The following is a 21623-nucleotide window of genomic DNA, read 5'->3' as shown; positions in this document are numbered from 1 at the left end:
TACGTTACGGTAACAATTCGCGTAAATGCGGGTGTCCTGCATCAGGTCGCCGAGGGCTTTATCGCGAGCGAGATACTCGCGTGGTCTGGCATAGCGCCACGACGTTTCGTCGCAACTTGATCCGGATACGGGTGCGAAGCGCGTTCGACGGTGGCGCTTACGGCGCCAGTAGTTCGCGGATACAGGACAAGCTCTACCCCTTGAGATAGTGGATAACCGCGTCTGCGATCAGGCCCTTGTGCCGGGTCATCGTTTGCGGTTCGGACAGGTCGCGCCGGAAAATCGTTCCGAAGGTGTAGCGGTTCGAGACGCGGAAGAAGCAGAAGGCGCTGATCAGCATGTGGACGTCGATCGGATCGGCCTGGCGCTTGAAAGCGCCCTCGGCGACACCGCGTTCCAGGATGCCGGCGATCGTTTCGATGACCGAGACGTTGAGATCGCGGATCGCCTCCGAACGCAGCATATGGGCGGCATGGTGGATGTTTTCGATGCTGACCAGCCGCACGAAATCCGGATTGGCCTCATCATGGTCGAAGGTGCTGGAGATGAGCGTGCGGAGTGCTTCTTCCGGCGCGAGGCTGGCGAGCTTGAGATCCTCCTCCAGCGTGCGGATCTTGCGATAGGCGCGCTCCAGCACGGAGAGATAGAGCCCCTCCTTGCCGCCGAAATAGTAGTAGATCATGCGCTTCGACGTGCGCGTGCGCTCTGCGATGGCATCGACACGCGCGCCGGCGAGACCATGGGTCGAAAATTCCTCCGTGGCGACGACGAGGATATCTTCCTTCGTCCGCTCCGGATCGTTCTTTCGACTCGCCTCAGCCCGCTCTACCATTTTTCCCATTCTCCCCGCGATCAACTTGATTTTCATCAAGAAAACGCCACCCAACGGGACGGCCAAACAGCCGTCCCATCTTGCCTCCCAGGAAAGTCATATTGAGCTTATGGGGGTATTTCAAGAGACGCCACTTGACATACGTACTAGTTCGTACATTTTGTAAATGCGCTGACGGCCAGGAGGAGGACGTCGCTGCACCATAGCGCTAACGCGCCAGGCCGGACCTAGGCTAGGAACGGATACAGGCCGCACCAGCGGCAATTCGCTTTGGGAGGAGCGTTATGGTTCGCATCATCGATTTCAGCTTCTGGCTGCTGAAGGCAGCGATTGCCGCCCTGCTTGCCGGCATGGTCGTCCTCGTCTTCGGCAACGTCGTCCTGCGCTACGCCTTCAACACGGGCATCACCTATTCGGAAGAACTGTCGCGCATGTTCTTCGTCTGGCTGACCTTTCTCGGCGCGGTCGTCGCCATGCGCGAACACGGCCATCTCGGTGTCGATTCCCTGCTGCGTCGTCTGCCGCCCACGGGCGCCAAGGTTGCCGTTGTTGCCGGGCAGGCGCTGATGCTCTGGGCGACGTGGCTGATGATCAGCGGAAGCTGGACACAGACCGTGATCAACCTTCACGTTTCGGCACCCGCGACGGGGATTTCCATGGGCGTCTTCTACGGCGCCGGCCTTGCCTTCGGTGTGCCCGCCTTGCTCCTCATCCTCGCCGATATGATCGGCGTTCTCACCGGCCGTATCGACGTCACCACCGCCGAATTCGTCAAGGACAGCGAGGACGAGGTGGCGCTGGAACACCAACCGGAGCCGTCCCTCGTCACGTCTTCCGGCAAACATTGAGGTTGCACCGATGACCGTCACGATCTTCTTCGGCGCCCTTCTCGTTCCCATGGCCCTTGGCGTGCCTATCGCCTTCGCCCTGATCCTCAGCGGTGTCGCACTGATGATGTATCTCGGCCTCTTCGACGCGCAGATCGTCGCCCAGAACGTGCTCAACGGCGCCGACAGTTTTCCCCTGATGGCCGTGCCCTTCTTCCTGCTTGCCGGGGAAGTGATGAACACGGGCGGACTGTCGCGCCGCATCGTCAACCTCGCCATGGCGCTGGTCGGCCATATTCGCGGCGGGCTCGGTTTCGTTGCCATCTTCGCCGCCTGCATCCTGTCCAGCCTCTCCGGCTCGGCCGTTGCCGATGCGGCAGCACTCGGCGCCCTGCTCTACCCGATGATGGTGAAATCCGGCCATGACCCGGCGCGCACCGGCGGACTGCTTGCGTCCGCCTCGGTCATTGGCCCGATCATTCCGCCGTCGATCGGTTTCATCCTTTACGGCGTCATCGGCGGCGTCTCGATCACCAAGCTGTTTCTCGCCGGCATCTTTCCCGGCCTGATGATCGCAGCCGCGCTCTGCATCACCTGGCTGCTGGTCGCGCGCAAGGAGCAGTTCGCGCTGCCGCCGCGCCAGAGCGGCGCAGTGCGCCTGAAAGCCTTCGTCGACAGCCTCTGGGCCTTGATGCTGCCGGTCATCATCATCATCGGACTGAAATTCGGCGTATTCACGCCAACGGAGGCGGGCGTCGTTGCCGCGGTCTACTCGCTCTTCGTGGCCATGGTCGTCTACCGCGAGTTGCCGCCGGCAAAACTCTTCGGCGTCTTCGTCGCCGCGGCCAAGATCACGTCCGTCGTCATGTTCCTCGTCGCCTGCGCGGCCGTCTCGGCCTGGCTCGTCACCGTCGCGAACGTGCCCGGCGAACTCGTGTCCCTGCTCGAACCGCTGATGGACAACCAGACGCTGCTGCTGCTCGCCATCATGGCCCTCGTCGTCGTGGTGGGTACCGCCATGGACATGACGCCGACCATCCTGATCATGACGCCGGTGCTGATGCCGATCATCAAGCAGGCTGGCATCGACCCGGTCTATTTCGGCGTGCTGTTCATCATCAACAATTCCATCGGCCTGATCACGCCGCCGGTCGGCACCGTGCTCAACGTCATCTGCGGCGTCTCCAAGCTCAACATGGAGCAACTAATGAAGGGTGTGATGCCCTTCCTCATCGCCGAAATCATCGTGCTTCTGCTGCTCGTCCTGTTCCCGCAACTCGTCACGTTTCCCGTGGCGCTGATGGGGCATTGAGCAGTTGATTTAACCGGCCGAACGCAAAAGCGCGGCCAAACCTGGGAGGAAAACATGCGCAATATCCTGAAGAGGCTAGTGTTCGGGGCGATCGTTCCGCTCGCCGTGCTGGCTGCCGGTCCGGCCGCGGCAGAAATCCGCGAGCACCAGCTCAAATTCGCCTCGGCCAACAACAAGGGTCACCCGCAGGTGACCGGCATGGAGAAATTCGCCGAACTGATCAAGGAGAAGAGCGGCGGCAAGATCGACGTGAAGCTGTTCCCCGGCGGTGTGCTTGGCGGCGACGTGCAGACCGTTTCGGCGCTGCAGGGCGGCGTCATCGAAATGACCGTGCTGAATGCCGGCATCCTCGCCAGCAACGTCAAGCAGTTCGGTGCCGTCGACCTGCCGTTCCTGTTCAACAGCGGCGAGGAAGCCGACAAAGTGATGGACGGCGCCTTCGGCACGAGCCTGATGGATCTCCTGCCCGATACCGGCCTTGTGGGCCTTGGTTATTGGGAGCTCGGGTTCCGCAACCTCACCAACAACCGCCATCCGGTCACCAAGCTGGAAGACATCAGCGGACTGAAGATCCGCACGATCCAGTCGCCAATCCCGATCGAGCTGTTCAACAGCCTCGGCGCCAATGCCGTGCCGCTGCCCTATACCGAACTCTACACGGCACTCGAAACCGGCACTGTCGATGGCCAGGAAAACCCTGCCGCCAACATCCTGAACGCCAAGTTCTACGAAGTGCAGAAATATATGACGGTGACCCGCCACCAGTACAATCCGCAGATCGTGCTGATCAGCAAGAAGGTCTGGGACGGGCTCAACGACGAGGAGAAGGCTGTCTTCCAGTCCGCTGCCACGGAGGCACGCGACTATCAGCGCAAGGTCTCGCGCGAGGTGGACGCCAAGGCCATCGAAGACATCAAGGCGACCGGCATGGAGGTCGGCGAGCTCTCGCCGGAGGAAACCCGGAAGCTGCGTGACGCCGTCAAGCCGCTGATTGAGAAGTTCGCTGCGGAGATCGGCCCCGAGACGGTTGCCGCCCTCTTCAAGGACCTCGAGACGATCCGCGGCAACTAAGGCCAGCAAACCGGCCCGCCGGGACTGGCGGGCCGGATTTCACCTCACTGGACTGCGAGAGATGAGCGAAATTCTGCTGAAACCGTTGAAGGCCGGGCTGATCGGCGCCGGCATTCAGGCATCGCTGACCCCGGCCATGCACATGCGCGAAGGCGAGGCGCAAGGCTTCTCCTATGACTATGAGCTGATCGACCTCAGCCAGATCGACGCGACAGCAGCGGATCTTCCCCGCCTGCTCGACAAGGCGGAGGCCCGAGGGCTCGCCGGCCTCAACATTACCTATCCCTGCAAGCAGAGCGTCATTCCCCATCTCGATGAGCTTTCGCCGCAGGCCCGCGATCTTGGGGCCGTCAACACGGTGGTGTTTCGCAACGGCAGACGCTCCGGCCACAACACCGACTGGTGGGGTTTTGCCGAAAGTTTTCGAAGAGGCCTGCCGCAGGCGGACTTATCGTCGGCCCTACAGCTTGGCGCCGGCGGTGCCGGAGCAGCCACCGCCTACGCCCTTCTGTCGCTTGGGCTGGAAAAGCTTCTTGTGTTCGACCGGGAAAAGGAGCGCGCCGCGGCGCTCGCACAGACCATGGCTGCCCTCTTCCCGAATGCCACCGTCGATGTGGCTGGTGACCTGGCGCACGCCATGCAGACAGGGGCCGGTCTCGTGCATGCGACGCCGACCGGGATGGCCAAGTATCCCGGCATGCCTTTGCCGGCCGATCTGCTCGACCGCCAGCACTGGGTTGCCGAGATCGTCTATTTTCCGCTCGAAACCGAGCTTTTGCGCGCGGCGAAGCGCGCTGGCTGCCGGACGCTTGATGGCGGTGGCATGGCCGTGTTCCAGGCGGTCGATGCATTCCGGCTGTTTACCGGCCGCGAGCCGGACGTTGACCGCATGCTCGCGCATTTCAACACGCTCGCACGCTGAAGGAAGATGCCATGAAGACCTCGATCGCGACCGTCTCGCTCAGCGGCGACCTGCGTGAAAAACTCGGAGCCATCGCCAAGGCAGGCTTCGATGGCGTCGAGATCTTCGAAAACGATTTCCTCGTCTTCGACGAGAGCCCGAAGCAGCTCGGCCGCATGGTGCGGGACTTTGGCCTGGAGATTACCCTCTTCCAGCCCTTCCGCGATTTCGAGGGGATGCCGGAACCGCTGCGTAGCCGCACCTTCGATCGGGCCGAGCGCAAGTTCGACCTCATGCAGGACATGGGCACGGACCTCGTGCTCGTCTGCTCGAACGTTTCCAGTGCCGCCCTCGGTGGCCTGGACCGCGCCGCGGCCGATTTCCGCGAACTTGGCGAGCGTGCGGCGAAACGCGGTCTCCGGGTCGGGTATGAAGCGTTGGCCTGGGGCAAACACATCAATGATCACCGGGATGCGTGGGAAATCGTGCGTCGGGCCGACCATGCCAATATCGGGCTGATCCTCGACAGCTTTCACACGCTTGCGCGCAAGATCGACGTCAATTCGATCCGCTCGATCCCGAAAGAGAAGATCTTCATCATCCAGCTCGCCGATGCACCGAAGATCGACATGGACCTTCTCTACTGGAGCCGGCATTTCCGCAACATGCCGGGAGAAGGCGAGCTGCCGGTAGAGGCGTTCATGGCCGCCGTCGCGGAGACCGGCTACGATGGTTATCTGTCCCTCGAGATCTTCAACGACCAGTTCCGCGGCGGTTCGCCCGCCGCCATCGCGGCCGACGGGCATCGCTCCCTCGTCTATTTCGGCGACCGGGTTCGTCGCGCCAATCCCGGCCTCGCGGTGAACGTGCCCAAAATGCCAGATCGCAGCCGCGTCGAAGGCGTCGCCTTCATCGAGTTCGCGGTGGACGAAACGGAAGCGCCGGCACTGGAGGCCATGATCACCACCCTCGGCTTTCGTCGGGATGCGCGTCACAAGACCAAGAACGTCGCCGTGTTCCGGCAGGGCGATATCCGGTTGGTCGTCAACGCGGATGGCCGCGGCTTTGCCAGTTCTTCCTATCTCGTGCACGGCACATCGGCCTATGCGATGGGTCTTCTCGTCGACGACGCCTGGGCGGCAAGGGCGCGCGCTATCACGCTCGGCGCCGAAGCTTTCGAACAGCCGCTCGACCGCGACGAGATCGAAATGCCGGCCGTGCGCGGTGTCGGCGGTGGCATCGTCTACCTTCTGGACCGGAGCACTGATCTCGCCCGCATCTGGGACATCGAGTTCGATCCCATCGCGGATGGGGCAGACACGCACAGTGCCGGTCTCGCAACCATCGATCACGTCGCGCAGACGATGCCCTATGACGAACTCCTGACCTGGTTGTTGTTTTACACCTCGATCTTCGAAGCCGGGAAAACACCCATGGTCGATATCGTCGATCCGTCCGGCCTCGTGCGCAGCCAGGCGATCGAGAACAGTGAAGGATCGTTGCGCATCACCATGAACGGCGCGGAGAACCGCAATACGGTCGCCGGGCGCTTCATCACGGAGACCTTTGGTTCCGGCATCCAGCACCTCGCCTTCACCACCGACGACATCTTCGCCACAGCCGCTGCACTCACCGCCAATGGCTTCGCCGCACTGGAAATCTCGCCAAACTATTACGATGACCTGGAAGCGCGCTTCGGCCTCGACCCCGCCCTCACGGAACAGCTCCAGTCGCACAACATCCTTTACGACCGCGACGAGCACGGCGAGTATTTCCAGCTCTACAGTCCCACCTACCGGGAAGGCTTCTTCTTCGAAATTGTCCAGCGCAAGGGCTATCGCGGTTATGGAGCGGCGAATGCGATATTCCGCATCGCCGCGCTACGCCGGCATCTCCGGCCGGTGGGCATGCCGCGCGCGTGATAGTTTCGATCGCAAGCGCGGCCGGACTAGCGCAGCCCCGGCGCCACGATGAATTCAACCGCGCCGCGCCGCCTCGATTGCCGCGACATCGATCTTCCTCATCGTCATCATGGCATCGAAAGCGCGCTTTGCCTCATCGCCGCCAACCGCCAGCGCCTCCATCAGGACACGCGGCGTGATCTGCCAAGACAACCCCCATTTATCCTTGCACCAGCCACAGTCGTTCTCCCGGCCGCCATTGCTGACGATCGCGTTCCAGTAACGGTCGGTTTCCTCCTGGTCTTCGGTCGAGATCTGGAAGGAAAAGGCTTCGTTATGCCTGATCGCCGGGCCGCCGTTCAGGCCGATGCAGGCAACACCGGCAACCGTGAACTCGACAACCAGGACGTCTCCCTGTTTCCCCTCCGGATAGTTCCCAGGAGCACAGATGAGGGCGCCTACCGCGCTATCGGGAAAGGTCTCGGCGTAGAAACGAGCGGCGTCCTCGGCGTCCTTGTCGTACCAAAGACAGATGGTGTTCTTCGCCATTGTGCGATCCTTTCGCGCTTTGTTTCCGATGTCCTTCCCGAAATAGAGGCCAGACTGCCATTCTCCAGTCCCGCATGCCGTTTTAACGACCATCGAAAAACGATGAGCCTGCGCACGGCACGTCGAACCACGCACCGACATGGACGGCGTTGATCTATGCGGTGCTGGCTGCCTTGAGCGTTCAACCCACCCAGACGCCCTCGCACGCAACGATGCGGCCGCGCTTAACCACGAGGCTGCGCTTCGGCCGATCCACCAGGATCTGTGCGCGATTTTCCCCATCGATCAGCACGAGGCTGCCCTCGCTGCCGACATCGAGGCCATAGCCTTCGAGATCGAGCAGGGCTGCACCTCGCTTCGTGCCCATGTCGAGAGAAGAGACGAGTTCTTCGTCCGTGCGGCAATAGGAGCGATAAGACAGCAGCCAGCAGCGCTCCAGCATGTCGCCGTTGCCGTGCGGGTTCCAGGTGTCGCGCAGGGAATCCGACGCGACGGCGCATTTGACGCCACGTCGCGCCAATTCGAACATCGGCGGGAAGTTGATCTCGCCCGGCACGGCCGAAATGATGCCGATGCCGGCCTCTGCCAGTATGTCGATCATCGCATCCACCGTATCAGCCGGCCCATCGCCGAGACAGAAGGCGTGGCTCACCACCACCCGCCCCTGCATGCCGTTCGCCTTAGTGCGCTCGGTGATCATCTTCAACGCGGCAAGGCCGAGTTCACCCGCCTCGTGCAGGTGGATGTCGATCTTGGCGGCCTTGCGGTTGGCAATGTCGAAGATCGTGTCGAGATGCCCCTTCGGGTCGCCGTCGATGTTGGTCGGGTCAATACCGCCGATCACCGAGGCCCCCTCGTCCAGCGCGGCCTCCATCAGGTCGGCCGTACCGGGGTCGATCAACATGCCGAGCTGCGGAAAGGCGACCAGTTCGAGCCCGACGGCATGCCGCGTCTTCTCCCAGGCGCGCAACACTGCATGCAGGTTGTCGAGCTTGTAGCCGGTCGAGATGTCGACATGGCTGCGGATATGGGTGGAGCCCATGGCAACACACTGGCGCATCAGGTTGCCGGCGCGCTCCTCCGTGTCCCAGGGTAGGCTCTTGCGGATTTCCACCTCGTTGTCGATCATCGCGCGCAGCGACGGCGGCACGTTGATGCTGTGCCAGGGCAGACCCCAAAGGATCTTGTCGAGATGCACATGCGGCTCGACGAAGGGGGCGATGGCAACGGCATTGCGCCCGTCATGCACCGGCACGCCGGCCTCGCGCGGCAGGTTCGCACCGACGGCGGCGATACGGCCGCCCTTGATCAGGATGTCGGCGGTCTCCCCGCCATCTGGCCGGACATTGGTTACGAGCAGATCGGTCATCTTGAAAATCCTGAAATCAGTGCGGGTTGAGAACAGCCAAGTCGCCGCCAATCCAAACAGAATACACTTTAGCTTCCATATTGTGTCAAATCTAAAAGGAGTTTTGCATACCACAACGCGCATAGCCCCTCCGATGGATAGGGCTGCGAGCCGTTTCGACCACTCTCACGATGGGAACCTGTTGACGGTTACAAGGTCAATCATCGAGCGCGCGGATACTTCCCCGAACTCCATCAGCGCACGATAAGAAACAATCCGCTGACGATTGCAAAGCTGAGGACGCCGATCCGCAGACCGCGACCGCCGATGCGATGGTGCGCGAGCCTGGAGACAGCACTCCCCAGCAGAACCGCGGGCGTCAGATAGAGGGCGGCCAGAAGCTGCTCGGAGCCCACGCGTCCGGAAATAGCCAGCACGACGAGCGACATGACCTCCCCAACGAGGAAGCAGAGCGCAACCGTTGCCCGCAGGACCGGAGCCTTGGCGTGCTGGTAGAGCAAGGCGAGCGGGGGGCCGCCTATGCCGGTCGCGGTTTCGGTAATACCCGTGAACAGGCCGACACCAAGCGCGCTCGTCCGGTTCGGCGTGAAAGGCGGGGCAACAAGGGCGGCGCCGGCGGCAACCACCGTGAAAATGCCGACTGCCAAATCCAGTTGGCCCAGCGATAGAGCGGCAAGCAGCCAGAGGCCGGCAAACGTTCCCGCGAACCGCCCCATCGTAATCCAGCGGGCACCCGACCAGTCGATATGGTCGCGCTCCCGTACCGCAACGTGCAGATTAAGTGGCAGCATCAGCAGAAGCAGAGTGACGGGCAGCAGATCGGGTTTCAACATCCCGACGATGGGTGCGACGATCAGGGCAAAGCCGATACCGAGTGCGCCCTGAATGAATGCCGCGACGAAGGTCACCGCCGCCAGGATGAAGAAAAGTTCAAGGCTCATTTGTAGTATCCGAGATGACGGTGCGCTTCGGAAAGCGGATGAATGCGCTGGATCGGCGCCTTCGCGATGGCCACGGCGGCATCGCCGCGCACTTCCGCCAAGAGCGCCCGTGCATCCCAATCGACAGGCCAGCCTTGCCAAAGCCGAAGCTGCCCGTTGGTGAAGACGGCGTCGATCTGGTCGCGATTGCCATAACGGACAAGCTCCCACATCAGATCGTATGAGGGGGTGAATTCGGGCCGGTCGAGATCGACGAGTAGGAAGTCGGCCGCCAGGCCTTCGGCAATCGAACCGGTAACGCCGGCCAGGCCTGCGACATTGGCAGCGCCGGATGTCGCCCGGTCGAGCCAGAGCCAGCCGCCGCCGCAGGATGAATCGCCCGTCGCAAGGCCGAAGCCGGCGCGCTGCAAACCTTCGGCCGCGTCCATCAACCGGAACCCGTCCGCACGGGTTCCGTCCGTCCCCAGCCCGAATCGGATGCCGAGTGCCGCCATCTGCAGCGCTGGCGCCACCGCATTTCCCTTCCAGAGGCTGGCCACGGGATTGTAGGCAACGGCGCTGCCGGTCTCGCGCAGCAGATTGAGTTCATGCGGCGTGATGAGCGTGGAATGCGCAAGCAGGACCTGAGGGCCGAGCGCCCCCAGATGTGCAAGATGTTCGATCGGGCGGCGCCCCCTCGCCACGAGGGAGCGTTCGACGGCTACGAGATGTTCGTTAACATGGGTCTGGAACACCACTCCGGCCGCGCCGGCCATGTCACTGACCGCCTTCAGCATCCCATCGCTCGCCACTTCCGGAATGGATATCGCGAGTGAGGGATGGACCAGCGGGTCACGCCTGTAGGTGGACAGATGCGCCTCGGCCTGGCGCAGGATGACATCCGCATCCGGGATGTGCGCCGTGCCGCCGAGATCGTTGCAGATAAAGCCGACGACACTGCGCAGCCCGACATCCCGCGCAGCCCGCACCAGTGCGCCGATATGGCCCTCCGAGCGGGTGCCGGCATCGACGGCGGTCGTGAAGCCGCCGCGCAGGCATTCCAATGCGGCAAGCTTGGCGGAAAGATAGACCATGCGCTCGTCCAGGCTGCCTTCCAGCGGCACCCAGATCCGCCGGAAAATTTCCGACGGCTCGCCGAAGACCAGCGCCTTGCCGAGCGACTGGGTTAGGTGCGTATGGGCATCGACAAAGCCGGGCATCAGGAGATGATCCGGCAGGTCGAGCGGCAAGAGGTCCGGATAGTCCCTTTCCACGGCTTCCGCCGTATCGACGCGGCAAAACACCCCGGCGCGCACGACGACCGCCATGCCGGCACGCGGGCCTTCCGGCAAAAGCACATGGCCCGGGCGCAGAAGCAGGTCGCCCGTTCCGGACAGTTTTTCGCGGATCACGCTCACTCGTTGGCTCCTTGGGTCGTGGATTGCAGGGAGGGCGCCGGGACCGCCGGGTGTTTTTCAGCGCCGTGATGGGAAAAGAGGGCATTGACCAGCACGGCGGTGACGGTGCCGGCGGCAAGCCCGTTGCCGAGGATCATCTGGGTCCATTGTGGGAACTGGCTGTAGACGCCGGGCACCAGGATCGGCAGCAGCCCGATCGACAGGGCCGAGGCCAGGGTGAACATCGCCCCGTGTTCGCGCAGGTCGACACGACGCAGCAGGTCAATCCCGATGACGCCGATGATGGAGAAGACGATGACCGCCGTGCCGCCGATGACCGCGCCCGGCAGTGCCGTCGCCAGTCGCCCGATTGGCGCAAACAGCGCAATCACGACGAGAATGGCGCCAGCCATGGCTGTCACGTAGCGCGATTTGACGTTCGTCGCCCGCACGATGCCGACATTCTCGCCACTGGTGATGATCAGCGACGTGCCGAACAGGCCACCGACCAGGGACATCAAGGCATCGCCCCGGATGGTCGCGGGAACGATGGCATGGGCGTCGCCCCGCCGCCCGACGATTTCGGCGGTCGCGATGGTCTGGCCGGTCGCCTCTGCCATCGAAATGATCGAAAACACGATGAGCGGTATGGCGGCGATGAGATCGAACTTCGGCATGCCGAAGGGGAAAAGCTGCGGCACGGCGATGACCGGCCCGGACAGTACGCCGGAGAAATCCATATGGCCGAGGGCGAGCGCGACGAGCGACCCGCCTACGAGGCCCAACATGACGGCAAGCCGCTGAAGCGTGCCGCTAAAGACGCGTGCGGCGACGATAGTGAGAACGATGGTGATTAGCGCCAGCCCGACCTCGATGGGTGCCGCAAATCCTTCCGTCCCAGGCTTGCCGGTGATCGTCACGCCATAGATCCGCACAAGATTGACGGAGACCAGCAGCAGCATCGTTCCGACGACGATCGGCGGAAAGTAACGCAGGAGCCTGCGAAAGACCGGCAGCGCCAGAAAATAGAACAGGGCCGTCATGATGACGGCGCCCACCGCCGTCTGCACATCCGTCTGCTGCGCAATCGCAAGGAAGATGGCGATGGGTGCGCCACCCGGCACCATGACGAACGGCAAGCGGGCGCCGAACCCTTTTGGCCCAAAACTCTGAAGCATCGACCCGAGGCCGCAGACAAAGAAGGTGGCGCTGATCAGCGAGACCGTCACCGCATCGGAAAAGCCGAGCGCCTTGCTCACCAGAAAGACAGCGGTGATCGGCGAGGCCGCCATCACCAGCACGTGCTGCAGGCCGAACAGGAAAAGACTGCGCAGCGGCAGCCTCTCGTCGGCCGGATCGACCACAGAATTCAGTTCATATCCCATTTTTCCTCCTCCCGGCCTCCTCAAGCCGCCATGCAAATCGTTTTGCACAGCAACGTCTCTAACATAAATTTTGCACACTGCAAATCGTTTTGCATGGGGCACCCGCCGTGTTAAGACGTCTCAACAGGAGGGACCATGGGCAAACCGACTATTGCCGATCTTGCAAAGGCGGCGGGCGTATCCGCCACGACGGTGTCGCACGCCTTCAGTGGCCGTCGTTACGTGGATCCCGAAACGCGCAAACGCATCGAAGCGCTCGCCGAAGCAATGGGGTATAGGCCGAACCATCGCGCACGGCGCCTGCGAACAGGCGGAGCCGGGGCGATTGCGCTTGTCTCATCCATGCCGTTCGCGGTTGCGGCTGGCCCGTCGAGACTGGGCTTCCTCATGGAAATCGCGGCAGCCGCCGCTGTGGCGGCTTTTTCGCGCGGCATCTCGCTTTGCCTCGTCCCGCCACTTGGGCCGCGTGACAGCCTGGACGCCCTTGAGGTGGATGGCGTCATCGTCGTCGAGCCGGAGCTCGATGATCCGGTGCTGGATTTTTTCTTCGACCGGGGCGTGGAGGTCGTCTCCATCGGACGCGCGCCCGGGCGGGACGGCCTGCCCTTCGTGGATCTTCAAAGCGGCGCGACGGCACACCTGCTGCTGGACCACCTACTTGAAGGCGGTGGGCACGTCGGCCTGATAACCGGCCTGCAAAGGCGCAATTCCTACATCGAGATGGAGGCCGTCTATGCGGAGCGCGCAGCGCGAGCCGGCTTCTCGCCCATCGCCATTCGTGTCGATGAACGCGGCGGCGAGCAGGCTGCCGCCGCGGCAGCCGAAACCCTCCTGCGGGCAGATCCGAGCATCGCGGCCCTCTGTGTGCCGGTCGACGCCTTCGCAACCGGAGTTCTGGACGCGGCAGGCATTGTCGGCCGCAAGGTCCCACACGACCTTCGGCTCGCGACGCGTTATGACGGCATGCGCGCCAAGCTGGCCACGCCTCCCCTCACCGCAATCGATCTTCACCTCGATCAGGTCGCGGCTACCGCCGTCGATCTGCTTCTGGCGCGCCTGGGGCAGTTGGACCCCACACCATGCATCATCTCGCCGCCATCCCTGGTGCTGCGAGCGTCGTCCGTGTCGCCATCGAGATCCGCCTGACAATCCTGCCATGCGCCGCATGACAGGATTGGTCATTGAAGCGGCCGCGCCAGCGCACGCAACGTGGTCGCGCTCGGAACGAGCGCAGGCGCAATACCTTGAAAACGTATGAACTGTGAAAGTCCTTTGACGACATGCGGGTCCTGCCCGCCTGTCGTCGGAATGACGAAATCCGGGGAGGCTCTCGGAAATGCGCGCACACCAGTGATGGGGTCCTGCCCTCGCGGGTTGGTATAAACGTCGCTGAAGTCGGTTTTTCCCATCCAGCGGGTCAGCGAATAGAACTGCTGGTTCAAATTCGCGCAGAGGAACATACCGACCACGCCACGATCCTGACCGTCGTCTTCATCACCTTGCAAGTCCGATCCGTAAGGCGTGCCCCGGCGAAGGACCCTTGGAAACCCGCCTGGGAACATTGCCTTGTTCGCGGCATTCAGCGGCTGGTCGCGCCCGTTGACGATGCGAACATGCGCCGCAAACGGACAGCGAGCGCCATCGGCATCCTCGGCATAAGTGAAATCATTGGCAAGCGCGAGGCCCGCATCATCCGCCTCGGGTGCCAGGACCAGCGGTGCGCCACTGCGCCAACGCCCCATCAGCTTGGCGGCAAGCCACTCCTCCGCTTCCGGCGCAGCGAGGTCGGGACGTAACGCCGGACCGGTTTCCTTCAGGAACGTGCGAAAGGCCGCGACGTCCTGATAGACCCAGGCAAAAGCCATGTAGCTTCCGTTCCTCACAAACTGCCGGAACGGCGGGTGGCGCGGAAACGATTGGTGCTCTTCAAGCCATTCATCGATCAGGAACATTCCGCGCGGCAGCAGGTCTGGACGATCCGGCAGGTCATCCCAGTTCACGGGAGGGTGCGAAATTCCGTCCTGGTATCCGAAATGCAGTTGACGACCCGCAAAAGCGCGGCCCGAGATTGCCGCATTGTCCCGCGTGGGAAGCAGTTCCTTGAGTCCGTGAGCCGAGGCAGATGCCTGAACGCCTTCGCTCAGATCCTCCATAGAAGCGTCGGTATGCGCGTAACAATGGACTATGATGTGAATTTCGGCACTGGCGAATTGTTTGTTCCACCAGTTTGCCGGGTCGCTATCCCCCGCGACGCGGAGGGAATGGGCATCCGGCAAATCCTTGAAGTGCCACGGAAAAGCCGCCTCGGCCGCCGATGCCCCTCCGGTTTCGTCGAACGCCCGCAGCTTCAGCAGGCCTTGCCATGTCAACGAGATGTTGAGCAACGGCTCGGAATGCGCCTCCGTCTCCTGCTCCGCGAAGGTTACTTTGGGTAGGACGGCTTCTATGAATTTTCGGCCGGCGGCGGAGTCACCCACTGAAAACAGATGATGACGGGAAAGCGGACACTTATAGGGAGTGACAATCAAAGCCTGCACGTCGGATCGATCAAGATCGGGCATGATCCTTCTCCGTTCCCAGGTAATCGAGCGTCTTGACGCTGCCCTTGCAGGTGCGCGCCGTTCAACTCAATCTTTTAACAAAGGAAGCAAGTCTCTGACCTCGCGGTCGTCGTAAGCGCAAAAGAGGTAGCCCGCGGCTTCGCCGGTTACGCCGGTATCCCCCGTTGTGGAGCGCCCGAGCGACGTGATTTGGTGCTTCTTGGCGAACTCGAAGAAGGCGTGCTCATCCATCGTATTCCAGTCCGGGGCACCTTCCACCAAAGAAAATATAGTTTTGAATACATCCGGAAGCTGCCGCCGGAAGAACTCCGTGTATTCTTTATGCCCCCCGTCGTATTCGGTAATAACTTGAATATACTTGTCGTCTATGACCAAAACACGCCCAAAATGCACGATCTCTGATTTTCTGAGCGCCGCGTCGATTAGCGGCTGTATATTATCGGCAAATATTGATTTTATATGTGCCAGCGTCTTTTGCGTTTCCACATCCTGCTTCAGGGGCATGGTAAGATTCAATGCGTGCGCCATCGACATTCCTCCAGCAATAATTGGAAATTCAACCTTAACTAAAACATATATCCAACTTTGATTCAATAAACAACCAAAGGTTATGACGCATAAAACTGTAAATAATCTTATAAAATCTCAAATGTGATGATAATTCAGCTCGTTAAGGCCCTAGATCCCGATGCCGCCAAAGGCCGCAAGTCGCTATCCGCACCAGCGGCAAAATCACGTCCCAAACCGTCCTGAACGGGCATATGGGGCTCGATTGACAGGGTATTCTCCAATCCTGCAGGTAAAGTGCAGCAGTTTGGCTCGGTTCAGGCTTCCGCCCCACCGATGAGCCGCGGAACCGCAAGGCATAGAAATTGTCGGTTGGCAGGTATATCGAAGCGGTTATCTGCTCATGGGATGGACCAGCAATGAATCTGCGCTTCGTCGAAACGTTCGTGTGGGTCGCGCGGCTCGGAAGCTTCCGCGCCGCAGCCGAGCGGCTGAATGCGACGCAAGCGGCCGTTTCCAACCGCATCGCCAGCCTTGAGGCTGAGATGGGCTGCGAGCTTTTCGAACGGATGCCGGGCGGCGTGCGGCTCTCGACCATCGGCCAGCGCGCCATGCAGCCGGCCGAGGAGCTGCTGAAAGCCGCGACCAGCTTCAAGGTGGCGATCGGCAGCCCGCAGCATCTGCGCACCACGGTGTCTATCGGCACCATCGATTCCATCGTGCATGCCTGGCTGCCCAATTTCATCGAGCGCGTGAAGGAACGCTTTCCTTCGCTTGGCCTCGACCTCAATGTCGATACATCGCTGGCGATCGGCCGCGAGGTCAGCGAGCGACGGCTGGATCTCGCGCTGCTGATGGGCCCGGTTCTCACCCCGGGCCTCAAGAACATCGATCTCGGCACGATGGAATGCGCCTGGGTCGCCGCTCCCTCGTTCGGGCTCGGCGGCCGGGAACTCCGTCTGCAGGACCTTTCCAACTATCCGGTGCTCACCTTCTCGCGCAACAGCGTGCCGCATGTCTGGCTGCTTCGGCAGTTCGAGGAACTGGGCGTGCAGCCGCCGGTCATTTCAAACTCCAACTCGCTTTCCGCCATGCTGCGGCTTGCCCGCGACGGCATCGGCGTCGCGCTGCTACCGGTGCCCATGGTGGTGCCGATGATTGCTGAGGGCGTCGTCGAGCTATTATCGATCACGCCGCATTTCCCCGCCCTGAAACTGCATGCCGTCTACGCGGATGACCCGGAAAACCTAATCCCTTCAATGCTTTCGGTGATTGCGCGCGAAGCGTCTCTCGATACGAAAGGCATTACGGCGTAAAACAGTCTGCACAAGTTTTTTCTATCGCTCCCGACAATTCTTTATCGTTTGTCATTCCAATCGCGAGGCATGACGATACCCCGACTGAGACTTGGAGGACTTCGATGAAGATCAGTGTTGTGCAAATGAATTCCGGTTCCGACAAAGCGAAAAACCTCGACGACGCCGAGCGTATGGTGCGTGAGGTCGTGGCCGCCGAGACGCCGGATCTGGTGGTATTGCCGGAATATTTCGCCTTTCTCGGCGAGGGTCGCGATGCAGTCCATGGCAGCGGCGAAAGCTTTCCGGACGGCCCGACCTATCAGCGCTTCGCAGCGCTTACCAAGGAACTCGGCGTGACGCTGCATTGCGGCTCGATGGTCGAAAAATCCGGCAACAACCACTACAACGCCACTGTGGTCTTCGGCCCCAAAGGCACGGAAATTGCCAAGTACCGCAAGATCCACCTGTTCGACGTCGACACGCCCGGCGGCGTCTCCTACCGCGAGTCCGACACGATCGGCCGCGGCGAGGACGTCGTGACCTACAAGGTCGGCGACACCACCGTCGGCTGCGCCATCTGCTACGACATCCGCTTCCCCGAACTCTTCCGGGCGCTGCGCGACAAGGGTGCGGACGTCATCGTACTGCCCGCCGCCTTCACGCTGATGACCGGCAAGGACCATTGGGAAGTGCTCGCCCGGGCCCGCGCCATCGAGACCCAGACCTATTTCGCCGCGGTCGGCCAGGCCGGCGCCCATGCGGACGGCAAGAAGTGGTGCTGGGGCCATTCCATGGTCATCGACCCCTGGGGCCACATGGTCGCCCAGTGCTCGGACGGCGTCAGCACCGCCTCGGCCCGCCTCGACCTTGATCGCATCGGCACGGTGCGCCGCGACGTGCCCGTCGCCCAGCATCACGTTCTGTAAGGAAAGCCTCATCATGTTCATCGTCAATGCCATGCCGCAGCAGATTGCTCCGGCACTCATCAAGAAGATGGAACAGGTCGAGACCGCGACGGTCGGCCATTTCCTGCATTCCGGCTTCCTGAACCGGGAACTGCGCGCCGTCCTGCCGGAAAAGCGTATCGCCGGCACGGCCGTCACCGTGCGCCTGCCGCATGCCGACTCGACCATCCTGCACTATCTCACCAAGCTGGTGCGGCCGGGTGATTTCATCGTCGTCGACCGCTGCGGCGACGACAAGCATGCCTGCTGGGGCGGCGTGGTCACCCATTCGATGAAGCTCGGCGGCATCGTCGGCGCGGTCATCGACGGCCCGGCGACCGACTTCTCCGAAATTCGCCGCGTCGACCTGCCGATGTGGTGCCGTGGTCCCTCGCCGATCACCACCAAGATCCTCGGCCTCGAAGGCGCGATCAACGTGCCGGTCTCGGTCGGCGGCCAGACGGTCAACCCAGGCGACGCCATCATCGCCGACGAGAGCGGTGTGCTGGTGCTTGATCCGTCGAAGGCGGAATGGGCCGTCGACAAGGCGCTCGGCATGCAGGAAAGCGAACTCGTCTTGCTCGAGCGGCTGCGCAACGGCGAAAAGCTGCCCGACATTTCCGGCGCCACGAAAATCGTGGAAGCCTCGGCCGCCTGAGGCGGCCCAATACGATAAACATAATGGGAACAATCGGTTCAAGAGTGGAGGAAAACTCATGACCACCATCAGACACGCAACCCGCGTTGGCCTTGCCGCGCTCGCAATGTCCCTCGCCACCTCTGTGGCGATGGCTGATACCGTCGTGCTGACGGCCTATTCCGGCATCTTCCAGGAAAACTACGTGAAGGCCGTCGTCGAGCCCTTCATGAAGGCCAATCCGGACATCACCGTCGAATTCTACGGCATGCCCAACTCCGCCCAGATGCTGGGCACGCTGAGGGCGCAGGCCAGCGCCCCGCAGATCGACATCGCCATCATGGACGTCTCGGTGGCGAAGGCGGCGACGGACGAGGGTATTTTTGCCCCGATGGATGACACCGTCACGAAACACATCGCCGACCTCTATCCGCAGGCGAAAGTCGCGGGCATCAATGCCGTCGGCGTCACCTTCGACAATCTCATCCTGCTCTACAACACCGACAAGGTGAAACAGGCGCCGACCTCGTGGAATGCGCTCTGGGACGAGCAATATGCCAAGCAGGTCTCGATCCCAGCCGTGCCGGATATCCAGGGCACGACGTTCACCATCATCACCGACAAGATGGCGGGCGGCACGAACTACATTGAAAGCGTCGAGGCCGGCATCACGCGACTTGAGGCGCTCGCGCCCCTCGTCCAGACCTGGGAGCCGCGGCCGGACGTCTACCAGCCGATCTCCAGCGGCACGGCCGCCATCGGCATAGGCTGGAATGCCCGCGCGCAGGTCTATGCCGATCTCTCGGATGGCAAGCTCGGCGTCGCGCTGCCGGAAGAAGGCAGCGGCTTCCAGATCAACGTGATCGGCCTCATCAAAGGGGGACCTGCCAGCGACAGCGCCAAAAAATTCATCGACTACGCGCTGAGCCCGGAGGCACAGGCCGCCTTCACCGAGCAGATGTTCTACGCACCCACCAACTCCAAGGCGGCAGCGCTGATCTCGGAAAAGGCGATCGAGCGCACCGCCGCCGGTGCGATGGACAAGATGATCGACATCAACTGGCTCGAGGTCGCCAAGATCCGCGAAGCCATCACCGAGCAGTGGCGCCGCCGCGTCATTCCGCTTAGCCGCTGATCCCGGTCCAGGACGTTTTCGCTTTTCCCCGAATCGCGAAAACGCTCTATCTCTTTGTTTTTCCGCAATTCCACCCGTAGAACTGCTGCGCCTTTTGCTGGAATTGCCCCAGGAGTTGTCCCATGCCCATGACTTCCGCTCCGGAGGAGCATCTCAGACTGGAAGGGATCGGCGTCAGCTTCGGCGCTGTCAACGTGATCCCCTCGCTCGATCTTTCCGTCCGCAAGGGCGAGATGGTTGCCTTTCTCGGCCCGTCGGGATGTGGAAAGACCACGACGCTGCGTATCATCGCGGGCCTCAACAAACCCTCCCGGGGCCAGATCATGGTGGGTGGGCGCGACATCACGCGCCTGCCCATCCATGATCGTGACATGGGCATGGTGTTCCAGAGCTATGCGCTGTTTCCGCACATGAACGTGGCGCGCAACGTGGCGTTCGGCCTGCAGATGCGCAACGTTCCGGCACGCGAAGCTGAAACCCGCGCGACGCAGGCGCTGGAAATGGTCCAACTCGGCCATCTCGCCCACCGCAAGCCGAAGGAGCTGTCCGGCGGCCAACAGCAGCGCGTGGCGCTTGCCCGCGCGCTCGTCATCGAGCCGTCGATCCTGCTTCTCGACGAGCCGCTGTCGAACCTCGACGCGAAGCTGCGCGACGAGATGCGCGTACAGATCCGCGCCCTCCAGCAGCAGAGCGGCATCACCGCGGTCTTCGTCACGCATGACCAGGTCGAGGCGCTTTCGATGTGCGACCGCGTCGTGGTGATGCGGGGCGGTCAGGTTGAGCAATTCGGTACGCCGACCGAAGTTTACGAACGGCCGGCAACGGCCTTCGTCGCCAATTTCGTCGGCCGCACGAACCGTCTCAAGGGTACGGTCACATCGGAAGGCACGCTGATGGCCGCGGGCCAGCAGCTGCGTTCCGCCACGACGCTGGCACTAGGTGCCGTGGACATCCTCGTGCGCCCGCACCGCATCCGCCTGCAGGAGACGGGCGAGGCCGCGAACAAGGTTCAGGGCACCGTGTCGGGCATCACCTTCATTGGCGACCTCGTGCAATATGCAGTGCGCGTCGGCGGCGACGAGATCGTCGTGGAAGAAGCGACGCGGCGCGATCGCAGCCCGCTTGCCGTCGGTGACGGCGTCACGCTCGGCTGGTCGGCGGAAGACACCCTCGTTTATCCGGCGGACGAGAAATGAGCGCCGTCCCCGCCCTTCCCCGCCCCGCTCGCCAATGGCGCGACGGCGAACTCGCCGTCCTCCTGCTCTTGCCGATCGCACTCATCAACGCGGTCGGCTTCATCCTGCCGGTCCTGAACCTCGCACGTTACTCCTTCAACAAGTCGCGTATCGGCGGCGGCATGGAGGCGGTCTTCACCTGGAAGAACTGGGCGGGCCTGCTCAGCGATCCGTTCTATCTCGAACTGGTGTTCAACTCGGTCTGGATCAGCCTGGCGATCACGCTGACGACACTTGTCGTCTCCTATCCGATCGCGCTCTATTTGCACCGGGCGTCAGGCTCCTGGCGGACCTTCCTCACGGTGCTCGTCATCTCGCCGCTGCTCACCTCCGCGGTGGTGCGCACCTATGGCTGGATCGCCATTCTTACCGACGATGGGCCGGTGGTCAGCGCCATCAAGGCGGTCGGCCTGCCGGCGCCGAGCCTGATGTTCAACATCAAGGGCGTCTTCATTGGCCTCACCGAAATCCTGATGCCCTATATGATCCTCGCGCTGATGGCAGGGTTCGGCCGACTCGATCCGCGGGTGGAGGAGGCCGCGCGCACGCTCGGCGCCACGGCCACCCGCACCTTCACCAAGGTCATCCTGCCCTTGACGCTGCCCGGCATCGCGCTCGGCTGCCTGCTCTGCTTCGTGCTGGCCGTCTCGTCCTTCATCACGCCGAAGCTGATGGGTGGCGGGCGCGTCTTTCTGCTCGCGACCGAGATCTACGACCAGGCGATCGTCACGCTCAACTGGCCGCTCGCCTCGACGCTGTCGATCCTCGTGCTCATCGTTTTCGGTGCGGCGCTGTGGGCTTATTCCGTCGTGCTGCGGCGCCTGGACTAGGAGGAAAATCCA

20 protein-coding genes are annotated in these 21623 nt (G+C 62.2%); 12 read left to right on the top strand and 8 right to left on the bottom strand.

The window, feature by feature from the left end; translation table 11 throughout:
• Nucleotides 1-193: 193 nt before the first annotated feature.
• Entirely contained in the window at nucleotides 194-832 is a 639-nt protein-coding gene (locus BSY16_RS26215) for a TetR/AcrR family transcriptional regulator (protein ID WP_069062725.1), read from the bottom strand.
• A 284-nt stretch (nucleotides 833-1116) separates the two neighbouring features.
• Here BSY16_RS26215 and BSY16_RS26210 point away from each other — a divergent pair, with 284 nt between their 5' ends.
• The 5 genes from BSY16_RS26210 to BSY16_RS26190 all read left to right on the top strand — a co-directional run bounded on the left by BSY16_RS26210 (nucleotide 1117) and on the right by BSY16_RS26190 (nucleotide 6865).
• A complete protein-coding gene (locus BSY16_RS26210; protein WP_069062724.1) occupies nucleotides 1117-1680 on the top strand; it encodes a TRAP transporter small permease in 564 nt (187 codons plus the stop codon).
• 10 nt (nucleotides 1681-1690) lie between these two features.
• Nucleotides 1691-2971: a TRAP transporter large permease gene (locus BSY16_RS26205; protein WP_069062723.1), complete on the top strand. Its 1281-nt coding sequence runs from the start codon at nucleotides 1691-1693 to the stop codon at nucleotides 2969-2971.
• Nucleotides 2972-3025: 54 nt separating this feature from the next.
• On the top strand, nucleotides 3026-4042 hold the full coding sequence (locus BSY16_RS26200) for a TRAP transporter substrate-binding protein (protein ID WP_069062722.1): 1017 nt from the start codon (nucleotides 3026-3028) through the stop codon (nucleotides 4040-4042).
• Between the two features lie 61 nt (nucleotides 4043-4103).
• On the top strand, nucleotides 4104-4964 hold the full coding sequence (locus BSY16_RS26195) for a shikimate dehydrogenase (RefSeq protein WP_069062721.1): 861 nt from the start codon (nucleotides 4104-4106) through the stop codon (nucleotides 4962-4964).
• A gap of 11 nt (nucleotides 4965-4975) precedes the next feature.
• A complete protein-coding gene (locus BSY16_RS26190; protein WP_069062720.1) occupies nucleotides 4976-6865 on the top strand; it encodes a bifunctional sugar phosphate isomerase/epimerase/4-hydroxyphenylpyruvate dioxygenase family protein in 1890 nt (629 codons plus the stop codon).
• 54 nt (nucleotides 6866-6919) lie between these two features.
• Here BSY16_RS26190 and BSY16_RS26185 read toward each other — a convergent pair whose 3' ends face one another.
• The 5 genes from BSY16_RS26185 to BSY16_RS26165 form a co-directional block, all read right to left on the bottom strand.
• Nucleotides 6920-7393: a VOC family protein gene (locus BSY16_RS26185; protein WP_069062719.1), complete on the bottom strand. Its 474-nt coding sequence runs from the start codon at nucleotides 7391-7393 to the stop codon at nucleotides 6920-6922.
• Nucleotides 7394-7574: 181 nt separating this feature from the next.
• Nucleotides 7575-8762, bottom strand: a complete 1188-nt coding sequence (locus BSY16_RS26180) for an amidohydrolase family protein (RefSeq protein WP_069062718.1) — start codon at nucleotides 8760-8762, stop codon at nucleotides 7575-7577.
• A gap of 233 nt (nucleotides 8763-8995) precedes the next feature.
• Complete coding sequence (locus BSY16_RS26175) at nucleotides 8996-9703, bottom strand: sulfite exporter TauE/SafE family protein (protein ID WP_069062717.1); 708 nt, start codon at nucleotides 9701-9703, stop codon at nucleotides 8996-8998.
• Complete coding sequence (locus BSY16_RS26170; RefSeq protein ID WP_069062716.1) at nucleotides 9700-11100, bottom strand: amidohydrolase family protein; 1401 nt, start codon at nucleotides 11098-11100, stop codon at nucleotides 9700-9702. The genes BSY16_RS26175 and BSY16_RS26170 overlap by 4 nt, the downstream gene beginning before the upstream one ends.
• Nucleotides 11097-12464 (bottom strand): uracil-xanthine permease family protein, encoded by a 1368-nt coding sequence (locus BSY16_RS26165; protein ID WP_069062715.1) that lies wholly within the window; start codon nucleotides 12462-12464, stop codon nucleotides 11097-11099. Before BSY16_RS26165 ends, BSY16_RS26170 begins: the two co-directional genes overlap by 4 nt.
• 135 nt (nucleotides 12465-12599) lie before the next feature.
• On the opposite strand from BSY16_RS26165, the gene BSY16_RS26160 reads away from it, so the two are divergent.
• Entirely contained in the window at nucleotides 12600-13610 is a 1011-nt protein-coding gene (locus BSY16_RS26160) for a substrate-binding domain-containing protein (RefSeq protein ID WP_069062714.1), read from the top strand.
• Nucleotides 13611-13642: 32 nt separating this feature from the next.
• Here BSY16_RS26160 and BSY16_RS26155 read toward each other — a convergent pair whose 3' ends face one another.
• Both BSY16_RS26155 and BSY16_RS26150 read right to left on the bottom strand, forming a co-directional pair.
• Nucleotides 13643-15025: a Dyp-type peroxidase gene (locus tag BSY16_RS26155; protein ID WP_069062713.1), complete on the bottom strand. Its 1383-nt coding sequence runs from the start codon at nucleotides 15023-15025 to the stop codon at nucleotides 13643-13645.
• A gap of 66 nt (nucleotides 15026-15091) precedes the next feature.
• Nucleotides 15092-15553, bottom strand: a complete 462-nt coding sequence (locus BSY16_RS26150; protein WP_069062712.1) for a hypothetical protein — start codon at nucleotides 15551-15553, stop codon at nucleotides 15092-15094.
• Between the two features lie 398 nt (nucleotides 15554-15951).
• On the opposite strand from BSY16_RS26150, the gene BSY16_RS26145 reads away from it, so the two are divergent.
• The 6 genes from BSY16_RS26145 (at nucleotide 15952) to BSY16_RS26120 (ending at nucleotide 21611) form a co-directional block, all read left to right on the top strand.
• Complete coding sequence (locus tag BSY16_RS26145; protein WP_069062711.1) at nucleotides 15952-16848, top strand: LysR family transcriptional regulator; 897 nt, start codon at nucleotides 15952-15954, stop codon at nucleotides 16846-16848.
• A gap of 104 nt (nucleotides 16849-16952) precedes the next feature.
• Nucleotides 16953-17756 carry a carbon-nitrogen hydrolase family protein gene (locus BSY16_RS26140; protein ID WP_083243121.1) on the top strand — a complete coding sequence of 268 codons (804 nt, stop codon included), beginning with the start codon at nucleotides 16953-16955 and terminating at the stop codon, nucleotides 17754-17756.
• Nucleotides 17757-17769: 13 nt separating this feature from the next.
• Nucleotides 17770-18432 (top strand): RraA family protein, encoded by a 663-nt coding sequence (locus BSY16_RS26135; protein ID WP_069062710.1) that lies wholly within the window; start codon nucleotides 17770-17772, stop codon nucleotides 18430-18432.
• Nucleotides 18433-18490: 58 nt separating this feature from the next.
• Nucleotides 18491-19546 (top strand): ABC transporter substrate-binding protein, encoded by a 1056-nt coding sequence (locus BSY16_RS26130; protein WP_069062709.1) that lies wholly within the window; start codon nucleotides 18491-18493, stop codon nucleotides 19544-19546.
• Nucleotides 19547-19674: 128 nt separating this feature from the next.
• Nucleotides 19675-20742 (top strand): ABC transporter ATP-binding protein, encoded by a 1068-nt coding sequence (locus BSY16_RS26125; RefSeq protein WP_083243232.1) that lies wholly within the window; start codon nucleotides 19675-19677, stop codon nucleotides 20740-20742.
• Nucleotides 20739-21611, top strand: coding sequence for an ABC transporter permease (locus BSY16_RS26120; protein WP_069062707.1), 873 nt, complete (start codon nucleotides 20739-20741; stop codon nucleotides 21609-21611). The genes BSY16_RS26125 and BSY16_RS26120 overlap by 4 nt, the downstream gene beginning before the upstream one ends.
• Nucleotides 21612-21623: the final 12 nt, after the last annotated feature.

It is taken from the genome of Sinorhizobium sp. RAC02 (genome assembly GCF_001713395.1).
GTDB lineage: Bacteria > Pseudomonadota > Alphaproteobacteria > Rhizobiales > Rhizobiaceae > Shinella.
Note: the sequence above shows the minus strand (reverse complement) of the source record. Positions and strands in the feature narration are given on the sequence as shown.

Bases quoted from the DNA above. Each gene is read 5' to 3' on its own strand.
- BSY16_RS26215 (WP_069062725.1), bottom strand. From the start codon at position 832: ATGGTAGAGCGGGCTGAGGCGAGTCGAAAGAACGATCCGGAGCGGACG.
- BSY16_RS26210 (WP_069062724.1), top strand. From the start codon at position 1,117: ATGGTTCGCATCATCGATTTCAGCTTCTGGCTGCTGAAGGCAGCGATT.
- BSY16_RS26205 (WP_069062723.1), top strand. From the start codon at position 1,691: ATGACCGTCACGATCTTCTTCGGCGCCCTTCTCGTTCCCATGGCCCTT.
- BSY16_RS26200 (WP_069062722.1), top strand. From the start codon at position 3,026: ATGCGCAATATCCTGAAGAGGCTAGTGTTCGGGGCGATCGTTCCGCTC.
- BSY16_RS26195 (WP_069062721.1), top strand. From the start codon at position 4,104: ATGAGCGAAATTCTGCTGAAACCGTTGAAGGCCGGGCTGATCGGCGCC.
- BSY16_RS26190 (WP_069062720.1), top strand. From the start codon at position 4,976: ATGAAGACCTCGATCGCGACCGTCTCGCTCAGCGGCGACCTGCGTGAA.
- BSY16_RS26185 (WP_069062719.1), bottom strand. From the start codon at position 7,393: ATGGCGAAGAACACCATCTGTCTTTGGTACGACAAGGACGCCGAGGAC.
- BSY16_RS26180 (WP_069062718.1), bottom strand. From the start codon at position 8,762: ATGACCGATCTGCTCGTAACCAATGTCCGGCCAGATGGCGGGGAGACC.
- BSY16_RS26175 (WP_069062717.1), bottom strand. From the start codon at position 9,703: ATGAGCCTTGAACTTTTCTTCATCCTGGCGGCGGTGACCTTCGTCGCG.
- BSY16_RS26165 (WP_069062715.1), bottom strand. From the start codon at position 12,464: ATGGGATATGAACTGAATTCTGTGGTCGATCCGGCCGACGAGAGGCTG.
- BSY16_RS26160 (WP_069062714.1), top strand. From the start codon at position 12,600: ATGGGCAAACCGACTATTGCCGATCTTGCAAAGGCGGCGGGCGTATCC.
- BSY16_RS26155 (WP_069062713.1), bottom strand. From the start codon at position 15,025: ATGCCCGATCTTGATCGATCCGACGTGCAGGCTTTGATTGTCACTCCC.
- BSY16_RS26150 (WP_069062712.1), bottom strand. From the start codon at position 15,553: ATGGCGCACGCATTGAATCTTACCATGCCCCTGAAGCAGGATGTGGAA.
- BSY16_RS26145 (WP_069062711.1), top strand. From the start codon at position 15,952: ATGAATCTGCGCTTCGTCGAAACGTTCGTGTGGGTCGCGCGGCTCGGA.
- BSY16_RS26140 (WP_083243121.1), top strand. From the start codon at position 16,953: ATGAAGATCAGTGTTGTGCAAATGAATTCCGGTTCCGACAAAGCGAAA.
- BSY16_RS26135 (WP_069062710.1), top strand. From the start codon at position 17,770: ATGTTCATCGTCAATGCCATGCCGCAGCAGATTGCTCCGGCACTCATC.
- BSY16_RS26130 (WP_069062709.1), top strand. From the start codon at position 18,491: ATGACCACCATCAGACACGCAACCCGCGTTGGCCTTGCCGCGCTCGCA.
- BSY16_RS26125 (WP_083243232.1), top strand. From the start codon at position 19,675: ATGACTTCCGCTCCGGAGGAGCATCTCAGACTGGAAGGGATCGGCGTC.
- BSY16_RS26120 (WP_069062707.1), top strand. From the start codon at position 20,739: ATGAGCGCCGTCCCCGCCCTTCCCCGCCCCGCTCGCCAATGGCGCGAC.